An 18159-nucleotide genomic window follows, 5' to 3' on the forward strand; every position below is an offset into this window, starting at 1 on the left:
CCCTGATCAGTTCTTGCCGATTTGGTTAATACCGCTATTGAGCATGCCGTCGTAGGCCGATAACGCTCGCTGCATGGTTTCGACATGCCGTGACACTTCCATCATTTTCACCATGTCGGTGCTCATGGCTGCATTCGAACGCTCCAGCAATCCTTGATGCACCACGTAATCCCTGGCGGGAATCACTTTTGATGTAGCCACATAGAGCCCTGCACCGATGGGAAGCAGCTGCCGGGGTTGATCGACGCGCACAATATCCAGGCGTCCTATCGGCCGATCATCAACACTGACCTGGCCGCCAGCGTCGACCTTCAACACCCCGCCCGACACCTGCAATGGCCCACCCTCGGCCAGAACCGGATAACCCGCCTTGCTGACCAGATAGCCGGCGTTGTCGACCTGAAAGCGTCCATCTCGGCTGAGCACGACCCCGTCCGGTGTCTTCATGGCAAACCAGGCGTCCCCCGACAGCGACAAGTCGGTCACCCGTCCCGTAAATTGCAGCGCACCGCCATCGGCATTGATCGAAGTCTGTGCCTGGATGTCATCGAGCCCACCCTGCACGCCAATGCCAGTCGCATCCGTGCCCATGACGTTGAACGTGCGCTCGGCCTTGTAGCCATAGGTGTTGGCGTTGGCGACGTTCTGCGACACGCCTTTGAGACTGTCGACATCACGCTGAATGACGCCAGCCAGTTGCATGATCAGATCACTCATTGGGACTCCAGGCTGGGGAAACCGGGCAAATCAATCATGCCTGCCGAGGTAACGCGGGCGTGCTGCCCGACTTCATTGACCGACAACACCGCCATGTGCGGCACGGCTCGCGACATGAACGCACGCAGGAGCCGGCGTAACGGTGCCGCACACAACAGCACCGGCTGCTTGTTGCCACTGAGTTGCCGTTCGGCCTCTCTCGCCAGAGTGGTGACAAACCGCTCCAGCTCCTGAGCCGGCAACAACGCCGCCTGCAAGCCTTCGCGTGGGCGGGCAGCGGCGAGCATGTAACCCTCCAACTGCGGTGCAATCGTGAAGACGTTGAGCTCGCCGTTTTTATCGACCAGACGCTCATACAGCGCCGCGCCCAGGCGCTCGCGGACTCGCTCCACGAGATCTTCGGCGTTCTTGTTGGTGCGCCCTGCATCCACCAGCACTTCGAGAATGGTTTCAAGATTGCGGATGGACACTTGCTCACGCAGCAGAAACTGCAGGACCCGCTGGATATCCGAATAACTGAGGACCTGGGGCACCAACTCATCCACCAGGCTGCCCAGGCTCGCGCGCTTTTTCTCGATCAATCGCTCGGTCTCGGCGCGCGTCAGGAACTCCGGCGCATAACGGCGCGCCAGCTCGGACAGATGAGTCAGCAACACCGTGTCAGGCTCAACCAGGGTGTAGCCTGCCGTTCGCGCCTGGCCCCGTTGCGCGACTTCAATCCATAGCGCCTTGAGCCCGTAGGTAGGTTCCTTGGTGGCTCGTCCTTCCAGCGCCAGCGTCACACCGCCCGGATTGATCGCCAGCAACTTGTCGAACTCCAGCTCGCCGGTGGCGATCGCCGCGCCCTGTACACAAACCTGATAGGTACCATTGGCCAGCTTCTTGTCGGCATGCACATTGAGCTGCGGTAATGCGAAACCGTAATCCCTGGCAAATTGCTTACGCAGGTTGTCGATGCGCAGGCTCAGCGTGCTGGTGGCGGCAAGAACATGCACGGCCAAGTCCGCACTTAAACGCAACTCGAACGGATCGGTACTCATCAACGCGTAGACGTCATTGGACTCGTTGTCTTGCCCCGTCAGCAGGTCCGATTTTTGCGAGTCATTATCTTTGTTGGCCTTGCGTCGCAACTTTCGGTAGGAAAACCAAGCCGCCGCGAAGAAAGCGAAAAACAACATCAACAGCGGAATCAGCGGCAACCCCGGCATCATCGCCAGGAACAGCGTCACCAGCGCCACCACCGCCAAAGTCTTTGGATAAGCCGACACTTGCCGTCCCAGCTCGGGTCCCAGCCGTGCATCGGTGGCGGCCCGGGTAATAATGATGCCAGCTGCCACCGCAATGATCAGTGAAGGGATCTGCGTGACGATGCCGTCGCCCACGGTCAACAAGGTGTAGTGGTGCAACGCATCACCCCAGCTCTGCCCTTTTTGCAGGATGCCGACCGACAGGCCGCCAATGATGTTGATCGCGATGATCACAATGCCCGCAATCGCATCGCCCTTGACGAACTTGGATGCGCCATCCATGGCGCCGTAGAAGTTCGATTCGCGCTCCAACTGGCTACGTCGGCGCTTGGCCTCTTCCTGGTCGATGATGCCCATGTTCAAGTCGGCGTCGATGCTCATCTGCTTACCCGGCAAGGAGTCCAGGGTAAACCGGGCAGCTACTTCGGCCACACGCTGGGCACCACTGGTGACCACGACGTACTGCACCACCACCAGAATCAGGAAAACCACGAAGCCAATCACGTAGTTGCCGCCCACGACATGGGTGCCCACAGCGGCGATGACCAGCCCCGCATCACCATCGGTGAGGATCAGCCGCGTCGCGGAGATATTCAGGGCCAGGCGAAACAAGGTGGTCATCAGCAACAGCGACGGAAAGGTCGAGAAGCTCAACGGCTTATCGATGTCGAAGGTCACCAGCAACACCATCAACGCAACGGCAAAGTTGGTCAGCAGCAGCAAGTCCAACAGCCAGGTGGAGATCGGCGTGAACAACACCAGCAAAATGCCGATAACCGCCACAGCCAGCAGCAGATCGCTGCCCTCGGAAAGCAGGCGTGACAAGAGTGGCTTCATGGCGCAAGCACCTTATTGCCTGGCAGTGCGATGACCCAGCGATAAATACGCGCCACGTCGGCCTGCGTCGAATCCGGAATCGCCGAATCGACCCGTGCCAAGGCATGCAGCGCCCGCGCCAAGGGCGGACGACGCAAAATCGGTACCTGGTGTTTCCTGGCAACATGGCAGATACGTCGGGCATGCAGGCCGCGTCCCATGGCCAGCACCTTGGGCGCGAGCATGCTGGACGGTCGGTATTGCAAAGCCACCGCGTAATGAGTCGGGTTAGTGATGATAACGTCGGCATCCTTGACCTGACCCAGCGCAGCGGCCTTCTTCAACAGCGCCTGCTGGATGCCTTTGCGCTTGGCGCGCACTTCAGGATCGCCTTCGCGGCGGCGATGTTCGTCCTTCGTTTCCCGACGACTCATACGCATCTGCCGCCCAAACTCGCGCCGCGAATACCAGATATCAAACAGCGCCGCAGCCGCCATCACCGCCAGCACGGTAAAACCCAACTGCATCAGCAATTGTTTGCTGGCCTGCGGCAACGCCAGGGGCGATATCGTCGCCATGCCCAACAATTGCGGCAGCACGCTTTGGAACAGGTAATACAAGACCAGCGAGAACAGTGCGCCCTTGACCAGCACCTTGATCAGTTCGACGAACATGCGTCGCGAAAACAGTTTCTTGAGACCCTGGATCGGATGCAGCCGCTTGAAGTCAGGCTTCAATGCCGTCATTGAAAACACCGGGCCGCTGAACAACAGGTTCGTCAGGATCGCCATCAGCACCAGCGCGCCAATCAACGGCAACAACCCGTACACCACCTGCCGCAGGCTGTAGCCGCCCTGCTCGCCCAGGTAACCAAAGCCTTGCCCCAGTTGCCCGGCGTTGCCCAGCCACCAATGGGTGTGAGCAGCAATGACACTCGCCAACGGGTACGCGATGGCTGAAAAGACCATCAGGAAGGTCAACAACATGATGAAGGACAACAGATCGGGGCTACGCGGCACCTGCCCTTTCTTGCGCGCCTCTTCGAGCTTGTAGGGTGTAGCCTCTTCGCTCTTGTCCTGTTGATCGCTCATTGCACACCCGCCGGTGACAGGGCAAACCGCAAGGCGCTTTCAATCAGCAGCGGCAAACGCTGGACGATCATCGGTAAGGTCAGGATAAAAATGAACATGCCCACGCCCAACTTGAGGGGCAAGGACAGGAAATAGACATTGGCCTGGGGCATGGAACGGGACAAAAACGCAAACGCCACATCGATCAGCCACAGCCCGAGAATCACCGGCACGACAATCATGAACGCCAGCAAGAACTGCTGCGTCATGACCGTCGCCAGAGAAAAGGACAACGTGGTCAACGACACGCTGCCGGGCGGAACGGCCACCAGCAACTGAGCGAAGACCCGGAGCAAATCGTGATGCAGATTGAGCACGACAAATAACGCAGCCAACGACCAGCCCAACAGCTCGGCCAACAAGCCCGCCATGTTCGAGGTACCCGGATCAAACACCCCGGCCGCATTCAAACCGATTTGAGTGTCAATCAACTTGCCAGCCATATCGACACCGGCATGAGCGGCATGAAAACCGAAGGCCATCAACACACCCAGCAGCAACTCGCCCAACACCACGGGCAGCGTGAAAACAGGCGCCTGAGTGAGCGTCATGCTGCCGACCAACACGGCGGACAACGCCAGTGCCAGGATCAACCGGACAGTCAATGGAATGCGCGAAAAAAACAGGATCGGCGAAACCACCACGAGCGGAATCAACCTGACCGATACGAGAAGCGCATTGAGGAGGAAAGATGTCAGCACAAACTCACACCAAAAACGCTGCTAGAAGCTAGCGGCCTGAGTTAATGCACTGAGTGCGAATTGTTTGAGGACCGTCAGCATCCAGCCACCGAAGACCAGCAACATGACGACCGTCACGATCAGCTTGGGGATGAAGGTCAGGGTCATTTCCTGGATCTGGGTCGCGACTTGCAGAATGCTGACCAGAAGGCCGACGATCAGGATGGCCAGAAGTAGCGGAGCAGCCACCATTGCGGAGGTCAGAAGCGCTTCTTTGAGCGCGTAGAGCATGAAATCCTGCGTCATCCATAACCCCAACTGAGCTTGATCCAAGGTGCACTCTGGGCGCGCCATAGCCTGAATGGCAGATCGCCATGATTTCGCCATGGTAGCGATTTAGTGTCAGTGGATGCAACAGGATGTTACGAGGCGGGGACAAATGGTAGGGTTGCTTGGCTTACCGGAGGGTCAGCACTAATTCAAAGGACTTCGCGCACTTCCTATAAGGTACGCGCCCGCGAGCCTTCTTCCGCCTGCGCTAACTCTCGTTTCTTGCCAAAAGGGATGGGGGGAACGAAACGGGGAACGTCTGCCTTCCGAGAGGGGATCCATCAAACAGGCACCAATCGTTGGAGCAGATTTGTGGGGCTCCCTTAAGGTCTGGCCCCTATATCCTCAGGATGTTTTTTTGATAAAGGCAGGAAATTTAACTCCCCTCACCTTCAGCATATCTATGACAGTATTTTTCCAACGCTGTGCTTCGGAGTCTGGTGGTACCTGACGTACTTCAACACTTATTGCCAACTTGCGCAGGTCATAGGTGTAGCCATGCTCCAACAGCCAAGCGATCACCTCAAAATTTGCCAACGCAGCAGCAGCAATGGCCGCCGACTTACCATATTCATCATGGTCATTAACGTCTGCTCCGGCGGCGACGATTAGCATGACGTTCTGCAATCGTCCTTCTCGCGCAGCGCGATCCAAAGGTTTCATGCTCCTTTTGAGCCCAGTCCCTTTAGCATCACCTCCGTAACGAAGTATTAGTTCCAATAGCTCCAAACTATTTCCCCCCGCAAGAAGGGCCATGGCCGAGAGACCACCAAGCTTTTCAGACACTAGGTTGGGATTTGCCCCAGCTTTCAATAATGCTTCGACACCTTTAGCGTTACGAGCGTTAAGTGCCCAAATGAGTGGAGTCGTTCCATCACTCCCCACTTCATCTACGTTGACTCCTTGGGCAGCCAGTCGATTCACATCACCGACACGACCCTCCATTGCGGCGTCAATCAGAGCGACAACCGCAGCATCCCCGAAAACCTGAGACGTCGTATTGCCACCAAGCCGTAAGGAAGCCTGAGCAACTCCTATATTCATAAAAACAAACCACACTAATAGAATAATTCTTGATTTCACTCTCGAAATACTCATCGCGCTGAAGCACCAATCAAATATTCCAAAGACCGTAGTACAGATCCATTTTTATGTTGCTGCAACTGATTTAATGGATTGAGCCGCTCCGAACGCGACATAGGCCTTCCGCTCTGTACAGAAGGTAGCTCAATTCGTCGACCTAAAGCTTCCGGAGCGTAGGCAAAGCCGATATTCGAAGCGAATTTATTACCTGAGAGCAGCCGTCCTGCCTCTATGCCAGCGACGGGTAGTGTACCCAGCAGAGCGGCCGCTACGTCATACCCTAAACTGTCTTGTGCAATGGAAACCAGATCCCCCGCAACATGATATGCCATCACATTAGCTTTTGCAGGCAAAATATCTAGCTTAAGCATTGTTGCAACACGGGGATGCACACCCGCCGCATTGAACGTAATTGCTCGTCCTCCAACCGAGGTAGCTTGTACTGAGGCCAATCCACCACCAAGTGAATGTCCGACAAATGTCACATTTCCTTCAAGCGCCTCGTAAACACCTACCGCCAACGATACCGCAGTTTCGAACTGCCCATCTACATACCCAAAGTTATTAACCGCGTCAGTCCAGGCGTCTGCACCACTTTCTGTGCCTCGATTGGCAAGATAATAACCCCCCTCACTCTCATCTTTGTAAAGAGCAGCAAAAAAATCTGATTTTTTATTTACAAAGTCATCTGGACTCAGCCCAACAACTCGAACCTCATTAGCATCAAGACGATGTATTCCAAACCTGCTTAGATTCTTTCGCATACTCTCGACTCTAAGTTTATTAATCGGATCATCAGAATCATAGTTTAGATAAACGTCATCAGCCATCAGATCCGATATGTATGCTTTCCGGAGCGCCGATGCATCCAGTCCATTCTTCTTCAACTCCTCCAGTTTGGCGGGATCAGCGAGATCTTTAGAGGCTCGCTCTACACGAGAATTCTCATCAGCCACTTCCTTCAACGCAGCATCATACTTTTCTGCATAGCTAATCCGAGCCGCTCGCTCAAAAGCATCAGCGACGATTCCCTGCCGCTTACTCATCGCGCCCGACTCAGGGCCAAAGAAATCGCCCCCCAACGACGCTTCAATCAAACCATTCCCTATCGCGTTACCAAAGGCATCTGCCGCTACGTCTACATAATCCAGCTTGCCGCCTTTTCCAATCAAGGCCTGAACACTGGAACCGACCTGAGCACCAATGATCCCGTTCATGAAGTTGGATTTGAAGTTATCGGTAGTCAGGCCCAACCCTTTGCTGATCCGAGCGGTGGCTACGGAAGCCAACGCTGACGTAGCGATTGAACGCCAGCTGAAGCTGGTGTCCAGGCCGACAATTTTGCTGGCTCCGTAGTTGCCAAAAGAGTTCAGTACAGCGGCAGTAGCGATTTTGCCATAGCTACCCACCTTTGCCAGTTCCTGGACGGTCTGCCCGCCCGAGACCAGATTACCAACTCCAGCGCCAATACCTGCGGCGAGTCCCCCCATGGCGACTTGTCCCCAGGAAAAACCGTCTGTCACTCCCATGGCATTACCAGCGAGTTGGGCGGCAGCGCTACCGGCCATACCACCCACTACCGCGGCTCCAAAACCAGCCCACCCTGCCGCACCGCTGAGCGCGGCGACCCCGGCACCAGCAATAGTCGCACCTCCAGCAGCCCCCACTGCCACCAACGCCGCGCCTGCCGTGAACACCGTTGCTACTACAGCCACCACCACCATGACGACGCTGGCAAGCCCTTTACTCTTCTTTTTCTTCGGTTTTGGCGGCTGATAGATCGGCACTGGCGTAAGATCACCAGTCACTTCACTCTGATCATAGGCCTTGAAGGTATCGGCGTTGTTGGCATTGCTACCGGCGATGTTGGGAATGACCAGGCTTGTGCCACGCTCCAAAACATCGTCGACACTTAATCCATTGGCATCGGCAATTAGGTACCACATGCTCGAATCGCCCCAGGTTTTCTGGGCGATGCCTTGGAGGGTATCGCCGTCCACGATCACGTAGCTACCAGGCGTGCGCGGCACTTCATCGAGTGAGACAGATGCGATGGTGTCGTAAATCTCCACAGCACTGTTATTACCGATACTTGCTAGCACGTTGCCATTATGGAGAATATAACGCTGGGAAGAGAAATCGTAACCATCCGTGCGCACAGTCAGATGACCATTTCGGTCCGAAGTAAAATATCGACTAAAAGTCGCTTTCCCACTCGCATACGCCATAAGCAGTTCGCCGCGAGCGCTGTAGGACATGGTCGTCAGGCCATTGCTTCCCCTATTAACAGTTGCCTGGATCGTGCTTTCCTTCCATGTATCAAACCCTGTAAGAGCCGTGAAATTCTCCCCCCACATGGTCCGATTACCGTTCTTGTCGTAGACGGTATAGCGATAGTGAACAGAACGTCCGGCAGCGTTATATCCGACAAGAGAATCACTTTCCACACCATCAGCATCGATCTTTCGTGTTTCATTGAAGAACGTGTTTTGAGAGGCAGTCCAAATGCTACCGTTCCAGCGGGCTACCAACTGATTATTGAGCTGCCCATCTCCACGATAGGTGTAGGTGGTACGGGTGCGCTCACTGCCATTGACATCCTCTTGGGAGATGCGGTTATTGCGTACGTCATACTGAGCACTGAATATCTGACTGGCCTCGCCGAGTAACGAGGTAAAAGAAGTATCGGGACTGGCCGACTGATTTCGAACCGAAGCCCGTTTAGTAATCGAGAGCTGGGCACCCAAGTCGTTATAGGTGTAATTGTTCAGAACATATTCGTAAGCAGGGGTACCGAAAAAATCAATAGCTTTTACATATTCCTCGGCGGATGTGCGACTGCCTGCTGCGTTATAGGTGTAGGCCTTGCCCTTCCCTTTACCGGCAACAACTCCTGCAGCCACAACCCCTCCACTGTTGACGAAGCCGTCTTCAACCAGCACCCGCCCTTCCAGGTCATATTTAAACCAGTTGTCAATCACCGTGCGTGCGCCGGCCTGGTTGGTAGTATCCATTGCGACACGGCGCCGATTGCCCACCTCGTCATAGCTATAATCGAGACGGGCGGTATTGCCACCCGCAAAGTCAGTACCGGCAGGCGCGCTTACCCCAGTCAGCCTACCCAACGCATCATATTTGTAGAGCATTTCATAGACGGAATTGAAGGTATACGTATCCGTCTTCATCCTGGCGGAGTTGAATTCACGTACTTTATTCCCAGCCAAATCATATTCCGATCCAGTAGCAGCCGAGTTATTTATGGGCCCCTCGGTTACTAACTTGGTCAGACCATTGGCAAAGTATTGATAAGTTTTGTCAGGGCCATCAGCAATCTGCTCTTTCTCCACCTCACCAAAAGCATTGTAAGTATAGGTGTAGGTATGTCCGCCCCAATCCTTATACCCAACCAGCCGAGAAACGTCCCCAGTTGAATATGTCCAAGTTTTGGTGCTTCCCATCTCATCCTGTTCGAGCGTCTTGCGTTTGAGGGCATCGTACGCATAGCTAAACATCACCCCGGATTCGTTCATGCTGTGGGTGATATCGCCACGCTCGTTATAAACCGTGTACCGGGTTGTCCCCGCTACCCCTGACATATAGGAATTGCCTTGACGGCCATCCTCCACGTTCTTTAACGTCTCCGCCGTTTCTACAGTACCGCTGATCTCGGCATACAGACGCCCGGCCTGGTCGTACTTATTGGTCAATAAAGTGACTTGAGCGCCACTACGAATAACGCCGTGGTTGATCTGCCGATCCATGGCATCGTAACCGTCGACCAACACCGTACCCAAGGCATCCTGGGTGGCGACACGGTTGCCATGGATGTCGTACCGGTACTGCCGCGAGTTGCCCAGCGCGTCGACATCGCGAGTCAGCTGGCCCACCTGGTTGTAGACGTGCTGGCGGGTGCGCAATAGGGTATTGCTGGCCATGCCGGTGTATGGCCCTACAAGGTCGGCCTCCTGAATCAGCCGGCCAAGGGCATCGTAGCGCTTCTCATGGATCAGGCTGGCCCGGTAGCTGGTGCCGTTCTCGCGCAGGATGTCGGTCACCGGCAGCGTTTCGGTAAGCACCTGGTTGGCGTGGTTATAGCTATAACTGGTGACGTAGCCGCGGGCGTCAGTGCGGCTGAGGACGTTGCCCCAACGGTCCACGGTCTGCCGGATGATCGGCGTGCTCAAGGTCAGTGTCGCGCTGTTGAGGGTGTCAGTGCTCAGATTGGCTTCGAACGCCGGCAAGTGTTGTTCGACAGTGCGACCGAGCAAGTCGTTGCGCATGTAGGTGATGCGGTCATCGGTGGTGATGCTCCAGTCACCCAACACCGTGCTTCGGCTGACTTTTTCGGAAAGGTCATACTGGAACGCGGTCACACTGGTTGCGTTGCCGTAGGACTCAAGTCGACCGATCTGATCATAATTGAAGATTTCCACGACGGCGCCGTTGACCTGCTTACGGGTCACTTCGCCGAAGCGGTTATACAACGCGCCTTCACGAGCGGACGCTTGGGTGCTCAGGCCTTCCGTATACCAATCCACCGTGGCGATCTGCTGACCGAGCATGTCGTATTCAAAGGTACGGCGAATGGTGTGATTCATCGGCATCGGTACGCCAAATGCCGTCATCCATGCATTCATCGTGACATTAATCTGTCGGCTTTCCTCAACCCGTCGGCCGGCGATATCGACCTTGTAATTCTGCGACGAACCGGCCGCGTCAATTTCCTGGATCTCATGCCCGACAGCGTCGTAACGGGTACGGGTAATCTGACCCAGGCCGGCCTGCACGGTACCTGCGCCATCAGTGCCTGCAGCCCGAATCTCACGGATCTGCTGCCCGAACGCATTGAGCAGGTAGGTCGTGGTTGGCGACGCAGTGACGGTAGCGCTGGCAAAGGGGTCGACAGCGCCGTTCTTGGCAGTAGCCCGTGCGGGCTCGGTAACTTTGAGCACCTGACCAAGGGTGTTGTAGTCGGTGCTGACCACGTTGCCCTGGGCGTCGGTAACAGTCTTGACGTTGCCTACACCATCATAAGTGCTACGGCTAAGCAGCAGATCGGCAGTCACCAGGGTGGCGCTGACCGCGCCAGTGCTGGCGTTAATGCTCTGTTGCCAGAAACGCGCGCCCTCAATGGTGGTCTGGCTCTGGCGCCCCATGGCGTCGTAAGTGAAACGAACGCGGCGATCAGTGGCGCTGGCCGTCGGTGCGGCCGGAAGCGCGTTCTCGGTCCAACTGGTGAGTTTGTTGGCGTAGTCGATCTGCCGGGTCAACTGGCCGAGGGCGTCATACTCCATGCGGCTGTAGTAGCCCAGGGCATCCACCGTGCCGATGCGCTGGCCGCCTTTATTATAGAAATACACGCTGCTGGCGCCGGTTTGCACGGTGGCACCGCTGGCGTTACGCGCGGTCTGGGTCTCGCGTACCAACTGACCGAAAGCGTCGTAGCTATAGAGCGTGGTGGGTGCCAGGGTATTCTGGGTCGAGGTAGCGACGTTGCCAGTGAAGGTGTAGAGGCCGACCAGGTTCTTCTGCACCGCCGTCTTACGCCCGAGGGCGTCGTATCGGGTGATCAGGGTGCGATCCTGAGTCGCGTCGGGCACGAGGTTGGTGCCGGTCATATCAGTCCCGAGGTAATAACCCCTGGCTGGCGCAGCCAACGTCAGTGCGTTCGCGTAACGCACGGTGCGGATGTTCTGACCGAGCGCATCATAGTCATAGGAAGTGACGCCCTTGAGTGCGTCGACGTCATGGCTGACTCGACCCAACACGTCATAAACCTTATAGGTGTCGACAAAATCGGTCGTTGCAACACCCGTGTTGTTCACTCGAACGCGGTTGCGCACGGCATTGCCAACCGAGTCGTAGGTCACCTCGGTGGTGATCTGGAATGTGTTGGCGGTACCGTCCGAACTCTGCTGGTAGCGACCGTTGAGCTTGTTGTACCAACCGGGGCTGGTGATCCGAATCTGCCGTCCAACGGCATCGTAGGCATAGGCCGTGGTACGTGCCTCACTCACCTCGTCCAATGCCGGGTCGGCCGTTACGCCGGCCCGCAGGCGACCTTCGGTACGACGGGTCACATTACCCAAAGCATCGTAAGTGGTGCTGGTCACCAGATAGCGAGACGCGGCCGTGACCACGCCGGCCTCGGTGATGCTGGCTACAGTGACCGCCGGGGTAATCTCCTCCACCAGCCGATTGAGCGCGTCGTAGTTGTAGGTCCAGACGTCGCCGTTCTTGTTGGTCAGCGTCTTGCGGTTGCCCACCGCATCATAGGTGTACGTCTCTACCTTGCCGGCAGCGTCAGTAACGGTTTTCCGTTGGCCGGCGGCATCGTAGGTGTACCGGGTGCTACGGTCATTGCTGCTGTCCGGGCGCAACAGCGTTTGCAGGCGCTCGGCACTGAGGGTATCGCTTGCGTTGTTTGCGCCGACAAGTCCAGCCGAGGCCCAATTCGCTAGGCCTGCACCGACGCTCGAATTGGCATTGAGCACCTGGCCGGTGGCCGTGTCGACCAGTTCCAGTGAATCCACTTCGATCTGCCGGCTCGGATCACCGCTGCCGTTGGCGCCATAGTTGTACAAGAGCAAAGGCACCGCGCTGACACTGCCCTCGAAAAACTTGTTGGGGCTGGCGCTCGCATTGATCGGATTAGTGCCACTGATGGTGCCCTCGAAGGTACGCCAACCCATCTCTGGGGTCAGTTTCACACCTGCCGCGGCGTTATAGGCGTAGGAGCCACCGTATGGATTGGAGATCTCTTTGCCGGTGCTGTCATGAGTCACTACACCGGCATAAATAAGCCCTTCCCCTGTCACCTGGCGCACCTTGATACGCACGGTGTAGGTCTTGGCTGGATCGATAGCCACTTTCGCTATAGCGGTCATTGAACGGGTATCACCGCTCAAGGTAAGCGTCCGGCCGTCGCTGCTGCCGTCCGCCGGCAGTTGTATGCCTTTGGCGTATTGCACGGTTTCGGTGAGACGGCCATTGGCGTCGTACCTGTTTTCGGTAACCGCACCCTGGGCATCGATCACATAACGCTGACGGCCCATAGCGTCGTAAACGAACTGGGTGCGACGATCGTTGCTGTCCTGGCGCAGCAGCGTTTGCAACTGCTCGGCGCCGAGGGCATCGCTTGGGCCATTTGCCCCGACAAGACCGGCCGAGTACCAGTTCGTCTGGCCGGCCCTCGCATTTCCATTGGCGTTGAGAACCTGGCCGGTCGCGGTGTCGATCAACTCCAGCGAATCCACCTCGACCAGGCGGCTCCCCTCGCCACTGGTGTCGACACCGTAGTTGTACAGCAGCAGGGGCAGTGCACCGACACTACCCTCAAAGAACTTGTTGGGGCTGGCGCTCGCATTGATCGGGTTGGTGCCGCTGATGGTTCCCTCAAACGTCTGCCAACCCATTTCCGGCGTCAGCTTTACACCCGCTACCGCACTATAGGCATAGGAGCTGCCGGCTGCGTTGGAAAGCCACTTGCCCGCGCTGTCATGAGTCAATACACCGGCATAAACCTGGCCCTCCCCTGTCAGTTGACGAAGCCTGACACGGACGGTGTAGGTCTTGGCCGGATCGATGGGGATTTTTTCCACCGAATTCAGTCTGCTCGTGTTGCCGCCCAGCGTAAGGGTCCGGCCATCGTTGCCGCCGATCGTAGGTATCTGTATCGGGCTGGCACGACGCACCGTCTCGATCACCCGTCCATTGGCATCGTATTTATTCTCGCTGACGTAGCCGAGGGCATCGACGGTGGCGCTCAGGCGGCCGGCGGCATCGTAGACGTACCAGGTGCTGTTCCCCGTCGCATCGATTTTGCGTGTGACTTGATCGTTACCGTCGTAGCGGTATTGGGTTGTCAGGTTCAGCCCGCTCGGGTCCTGACGCTCACTGATGCGTCGGCCCAGCTTGTCGAATGCATACAGGGTGACCTGTTGGTTGGGGCTGGCACCGGTGCCGCGCATGACCTGAACTTGCTGGCCAACGCCGTCATAACTGTAGCTGGTGGTGATATTCAGGCCGCCAGGGTCTTGGGTCACCCTCAACAACTGACCTTTACGGTCGTAGGCATAATCGGTAATACGCTGCTCGGCCTTTCCTTCCGCGTCTACCACCCGCACCTGGCGTCCTTGGCCATCGAAGCTATAGCGGGTCACGCCATTGGTGGCATCGGTTCGGGTCAGTACGCGATTGACCGCATCGTAGCCATAGCGGGTGACCCGTCCCAGGGCGTCCGTTACCGTCAGCAGGCGCCCAGCCGTATCGTAGGCATTGGTGGTGACCTGGTTCAGGCCATCCTGACGTGTAAGAAGCTGACCGTCCTTGTTGTAGCTATGGCGTGTCACCGCTCCGGTACCATCGGTGATCGTCAATGTCTGACCATGACGATCCTTTACAGTCACGACACTGACCCCATCTGGGGTGGTTACCGTCAAGCTTCGCGCGCTGTCGTTGTAGCCGTAAGTCGTGATCTTGCCCAGGGCATCCGTTTGCCTGAGCACTCGACCAAAGGCGTCGTACTCGCTGGTTTGCCCTTGATTGAGCGGGTTCTTGAGGGTAATCACCCGACCATTGCTGGCATAGGTGGTCGTGCTGGTCTGGCCTCGACCATCGGTCTGGCCGATCACTCGGCCAAAGGCATCGTAGACCGTGGCACTGCTGCGGGCCAAGCCACCGACATCGTCGATGCGGCCTGTCTGCTCGCCACGCTTGTTATAGGTGGTGTTGCTGATAACCGTGTTGTTCGCGGAAAGGGACCGAGTCACGGAGGTTTGATTACCGAAGGCGTTGTACCCATAAGAAGTGACATAGCCCAGCGCATCGGTGCTGGAAGCCAGCAGGCCTCGGTTGTCATATTCATACACGCGCCGATTGTCATTGGTCGCGTTGCGGATCGCTTGCACCAGGGTTTTCAAGGGTGCGTCCAGAACCCCGCCTGAGAGAGCGGCAACGTCCGAAGCCGCCAGTCGCGCGGTGAAATCCGTTCGTTCGCGGGCTTCGCCAAACGCGCTGTACACCGTCTCACTGACCTCACCCAACGCGTTGACCACGTCAGTCAGGCGTCCTGCCGCATCATAGTAGGACAAGGTCCGGTTGCCCGATGCGTCACTGGCACTTGCTACTCTGCCAGCAGCATCGTAGCGGTAGGTCAGGCCGTACTGCGTATAAATCGCAGCGACCTGGGTATCGCTCATGCCCGCGGTGATGCGCGCCGACGCTTCACCCAATAGCTTGCCAATGGTTTGTCCGAAGGCATCGTACTGAGTACGGACGCTACGCTCCTCGGTGGCTCCCTGGGCCTGGACTTCACGTACCAATCGCCCGGCCGTATCGTACTCATACGCGGTGACCGTACCATCGGTAGCGACGCGCCGAGCAACGCGCCCCTGGCCATCAAAGGTCGTGGTCGTTGTCTGTGCTACCCCCGTAGCCACCACGGCCTTGATCGTTGCGAATACCGTTGCGTCCGATATCGTCGCGGTAAAGGCCGTACCATAACTAATCGTCTTCTGTGTATTGCTCGCTTCGTCGTACACCGTTTCAGTGACGAACTGTTTCTCATCGACACTCGCGATCTGGCGGCCGGCCGTGTCGTAGTAATACCAGGTCGACAGATCATCAGCGGATGGCTGACGCAACTGGTCAAGGCTGCCGCCAAGCCGACTGGCCGCCGGTGCCACGCTCGCGTAGCGAATGCTTTGCGTCAACCGCCCTGCTGCGTCATAGCGGTTTTCGCGCAGATAGCCTTCAGCGTCCAGTTGACCGTTCTGGTGCCCAGTGGCGTCATAGAAAAACCGAGTGATTCGATCGCCGGTCTGCTGCTTGATCAACTGCCCACGACCGTCATAGGTAAACGTCGTCAGCGTTCCCACCCCGTCGGCCGAGGTCATCAGTCGACCCGCCGTGTCGTATGAAAACGTCAACAGGCGATCCGCTGAGGTACTCGCCGGACGAACATCGCCCACCCGTTTTTTGAGCACTGCCGTACCGTCGTACCAACCCGAGGTATCGACAAGGGTCGCATAGCGTTTTTCCTGGACGCGCTGGCCGCCAGCATTGTAGCTGTACTCCACCACCGCTCCGACACCATCGACCAGCGCACTGACTCGCCCGGCCTCGTCGTAGAACGTATAACTGCGCGCGCCGGTCGCATCCTGGACCATGACCTGGCGACCAGCATTATCATAGACATACGAAGTGGTACGCACTACCTGGCCAGTTGCTGTTTGCGTCAGGCTGATCAGCCGCCCCTTGCTGTCGTAGGCCTGGGCAACGGTCATTCCCGCGCTGTTGGTGACCGCCACCGTACGATTAATGCCGTTGTAGACGGTTGTTCGTGTTCCGGCCGAATCGGTCTGACTGACCACGCGACCCAGGCCATCGTAAACGACAGAGCTCAGGATGGTTTTCTGACTGCGGTCCGCCCCGCGCGCCACGAGCGTCTGCAACAGCTGGCCATACTGGCTGTAAACGTACTCGGTGACGCTGGTACTGCTTTCCTGCGTGCCAACGCCTGCTGCATTGACCACACTGTAAGTCACTCGACGGCTCAAGTTACCGCGCAAATCGTAACTCAGCTCGGTCAAGGTCGAGCGGGTCCGGTCACGCGCCCCGACCCAGGTGACCAGTTGCGATTCTGTCAATTCGGCCTGGGGCGAGAGCCCGCTCAACGAGAACAGCGCGTCACCGTAGCTGATCTCCTGGTTTCTCAACCCCTGGGCGTTGTAGCGATATTCCACGACCTGGCCTCGTCCATCGACCATGAAGCGCACCCGATTGTTACTGTCGTAGGCCAATCGAGTAACTTGCGCGGTGCTGGCCGGCGGCTCGGTCCAGAGCCCGGTAGAACTGTTCAGGATTGCCGAGGCGCTGTAGCGAATCTCGTTGAGCAACTGGTTGTCGGCACTGTAAGTACGAACGACGGTAGTACCCGCCCCATCGCGCTCCAGCAGAGCATTACCGTTCGCGTCGTACTGGTAGGTGATGGCGTTGCCACGCCCATCCGTAACCTTGATGACATTGCCGTCCAAGTCATAGGCATAACGCGTGGACAGCCGTTGGCCATCCACCGCGGGGGTTTGCACTTCGATCAACCGATCATCGGCATCGTAGAAGTAGCTCCACTGCTGGCCCGTGCCATTGACCACATCAGTGCGGTTATTAGCGGTGTCATAGGTGAACGTGGTAATGCCGGACCCATCGGATACGGTCTTGACCCGATACTCGCCATCGAGCAACTGGTACGTGAAGCTGGTCGATGTGCCATCGCTTTGCGCGACACTGGCAATGCGGAAACTGTCCGCGTCATAGGTATAGTCGGTTCGATAGACGTTACCGTCGACGATGCTGTTGTCCTCAGGACTCAGATCAGTACTGACATTGATCAACCGACCCTGGGCGTCATAACCGTAGTACACCTGGCGAGTCAGCGCACCGCCAGACGCGCTAAGGGTATCCAGGCGATCGAGCTTGCCGGACGCGTTGTAGGTCAGTACCAATTCCTGGCCAGAGCTGTCCTTGACCGAGTTCAGGCGCCCGTTGGCGTCATAGCCATAGCTGATCTGAGTGCCGTTGGCATCGGTAACCGACAACAGCTTGCCATTACTGTCGTAGCGCTCGACAAGACGCCTCGAACCATCCGTCCAGACCATCTGGCCGTTACCAGCATCCCAACTGACTGTGTCATGAGCGCCATCACCTTCGGTTGATTGGTATCGAGTGCCGTTCCATTGATAAACCGTCTGATGGCCATCACCTGTCGTGCGGGTCACTTGGCTGCCTGAGGTGTTCACTGAACCGCTCAACGACAGTCTGCGCTCGCCATCCCAACGCCAGCCGTCGGCATCACCGTCGCTCAGACCGCCCTGGGTGTTATAGGTGCGGGTATGTAGCAAATCCTGACCCAAGCCGGACAACTGCTCGTCGGTGAAGCGCAACACCAGGTTGCCATTACTGACATTGACCAGCGCCTGCCCCCCGGCCTGGCCCAGAGTGCCCTGGCCACCAACACCGCTGCCTCCGAGTGAATTCAACGAGGCATTGAACAGCCCTAATCCATTACCGGCGACGATGGCGACCATGATTTCCTGAACTCCCCGACGAAGCTGAGCCGTCCGCGCGGCTAAAAACATTGCTGCTGGCCCAACCGCC

The 18159-nt window shown here is 57.2% G+C and carries 7 protein-coding genes; all 7 read right to left on the reverse strand.

Features of this window, described 5'->3' with window-relative positions:
* Window positions 1–6 precede the first annotated feature (6 nt).
* Window positions 7–717 (reverse strand): flagellar basal body rod protein FlgG, encoded by a 711-nt coding sequence (locus VM99_00865; protein ID AKJ96675.1) that lies wholly within the window; start codon window positions 715–717, stop codon window positions 7–9.
* Window positions 714–2801, reverse strand: coding sequence for a flagellar biosynthesis protein FlhA (locus tag VM99_00870; GenBank protein AKJ96676.1), 2088 nt, complete (start codon window positions 2799–2801; stop codon window positions 714–716). Before VM99_00870 ends, VM99_00865 begins: the two co-directional genes overlap by 4 nt.
* Window positions 2798–3871 (reverse strand): flagellar biosynthesis protein, encoded by a 1074-nt coding sequence (locus tag VM99_00875; protein AKJ96677.1) that lies wholly within the window; start codon window positions 3869–3871, stop codon window positions 2798–2800. Before VM99_00875 ends, VM99_00870 begins: the two co-directional genes overlap by 4 nt.
* Window positions 3868–4611 (reverse strand): flagellar biosynthesis protein, encoded by a 744-nt coding sequence (locus VM99_00880; protein ID AKJ96678.1) that lies wholly within the window; start codon window positions 4609–4611, stop codon window positions 3868–3870. Before VM99_00880 ends, VM99_00875 begins: the two co-directional genes overlap by 4 nt.
* A gap of 21 nt (window positions 4612–4632) precedes the next feature.
* The gene (locus VM99_00885) at window positions 4633–4896 is read right to left on the reverse strand and encodes an export protein FliQ (protein AKK01654.1); all 264 of its coding nucleotides are present in this window, start codon (window positions 4894–4896) and stop codon (window positions 4633–4635) included.
* Window positions 4897–5265: 369 nt separating this feature from the next.
* Window positions 5266–5964 carry a hypothetical protein gene (locus VM99_00890; protein ID AKJ96679.1) on the reverse strand — a complete coding sequence of 233 codons (699 nt, stop codon included), beginning with the start codon at window positions 5962–5964 and terminating at the stop codon, window positions 5266–5268.
* 50 nt (window positions 5965–6014) lie between these two features.
* The gene (locus VM99_00895) at window positions 6015–18089 is read right to left on the reverse strand and encodes a hypothetical protein (GenBank protein AKJ96680.1); all 12075 of its coding nucleotides are present in this window, start codon (window positions 18087–18089) and stop codon (window positions 6015–6017) included.
* Window positions 18090–18159: the final 70 nt, after the last annotated feature.

Origin of the sequence: Pseudomonas chlororaphis, from assembly GCA_001023535.1 — a bacterium.
Lineage (GTDB): Bacteria > Pseudomonadota > Gammaproteobacteria > Pseudomonadales > Pseudomonadaceae > Aquipseudomonas > Aquipseudomonas chlororaphis_E.

Bases quoted from the DNA above. Each gene is read 5' to 3' on its own strand.
- VM99_00895 (AKJ96680.1), bottom strand. From the start codon at position 18,089: ATGGTCGCCATCGTCGCCGGTAATGGATTAGGGCTGTTCAATGCCTCG.
- VM99_00875 (AKJ96677.1), bottom strand. From the start codon at position 3,871: ATGAGCGATCAACAGGACAAGAGCGAAGAGGCTACACCCTACAAGCTC.
- VM99_00885 (AKK01654.1), bottom strand. From the start codon at position 4,896: ATGACGCAGGATTTCATGCTCTACGCGCTCAAAGAAGCGCTTCTGACC.
- VM99_00890 (AKJ96679.1), bottom strand. From the start codon at position 5,964: ATGAATATAGGAGTTGCTCAGGCTTCCTTACGGCTTGGTGGCAATACG.
- VM99_00870 (AKJ96676.1), bottom strand. From the start codon at position 2,801: ATGAAGCCACTCTTGTCACGCCTGCTTTCCGAGGGCAGCGATCTGCTG.
- VM99_00865 (AKJ96675.1), bottom strand. From the start codon at position 717: ATGAGTGATCTGATCATGCAACTGGCTGGCGTCATTCAGCGTGATGTC.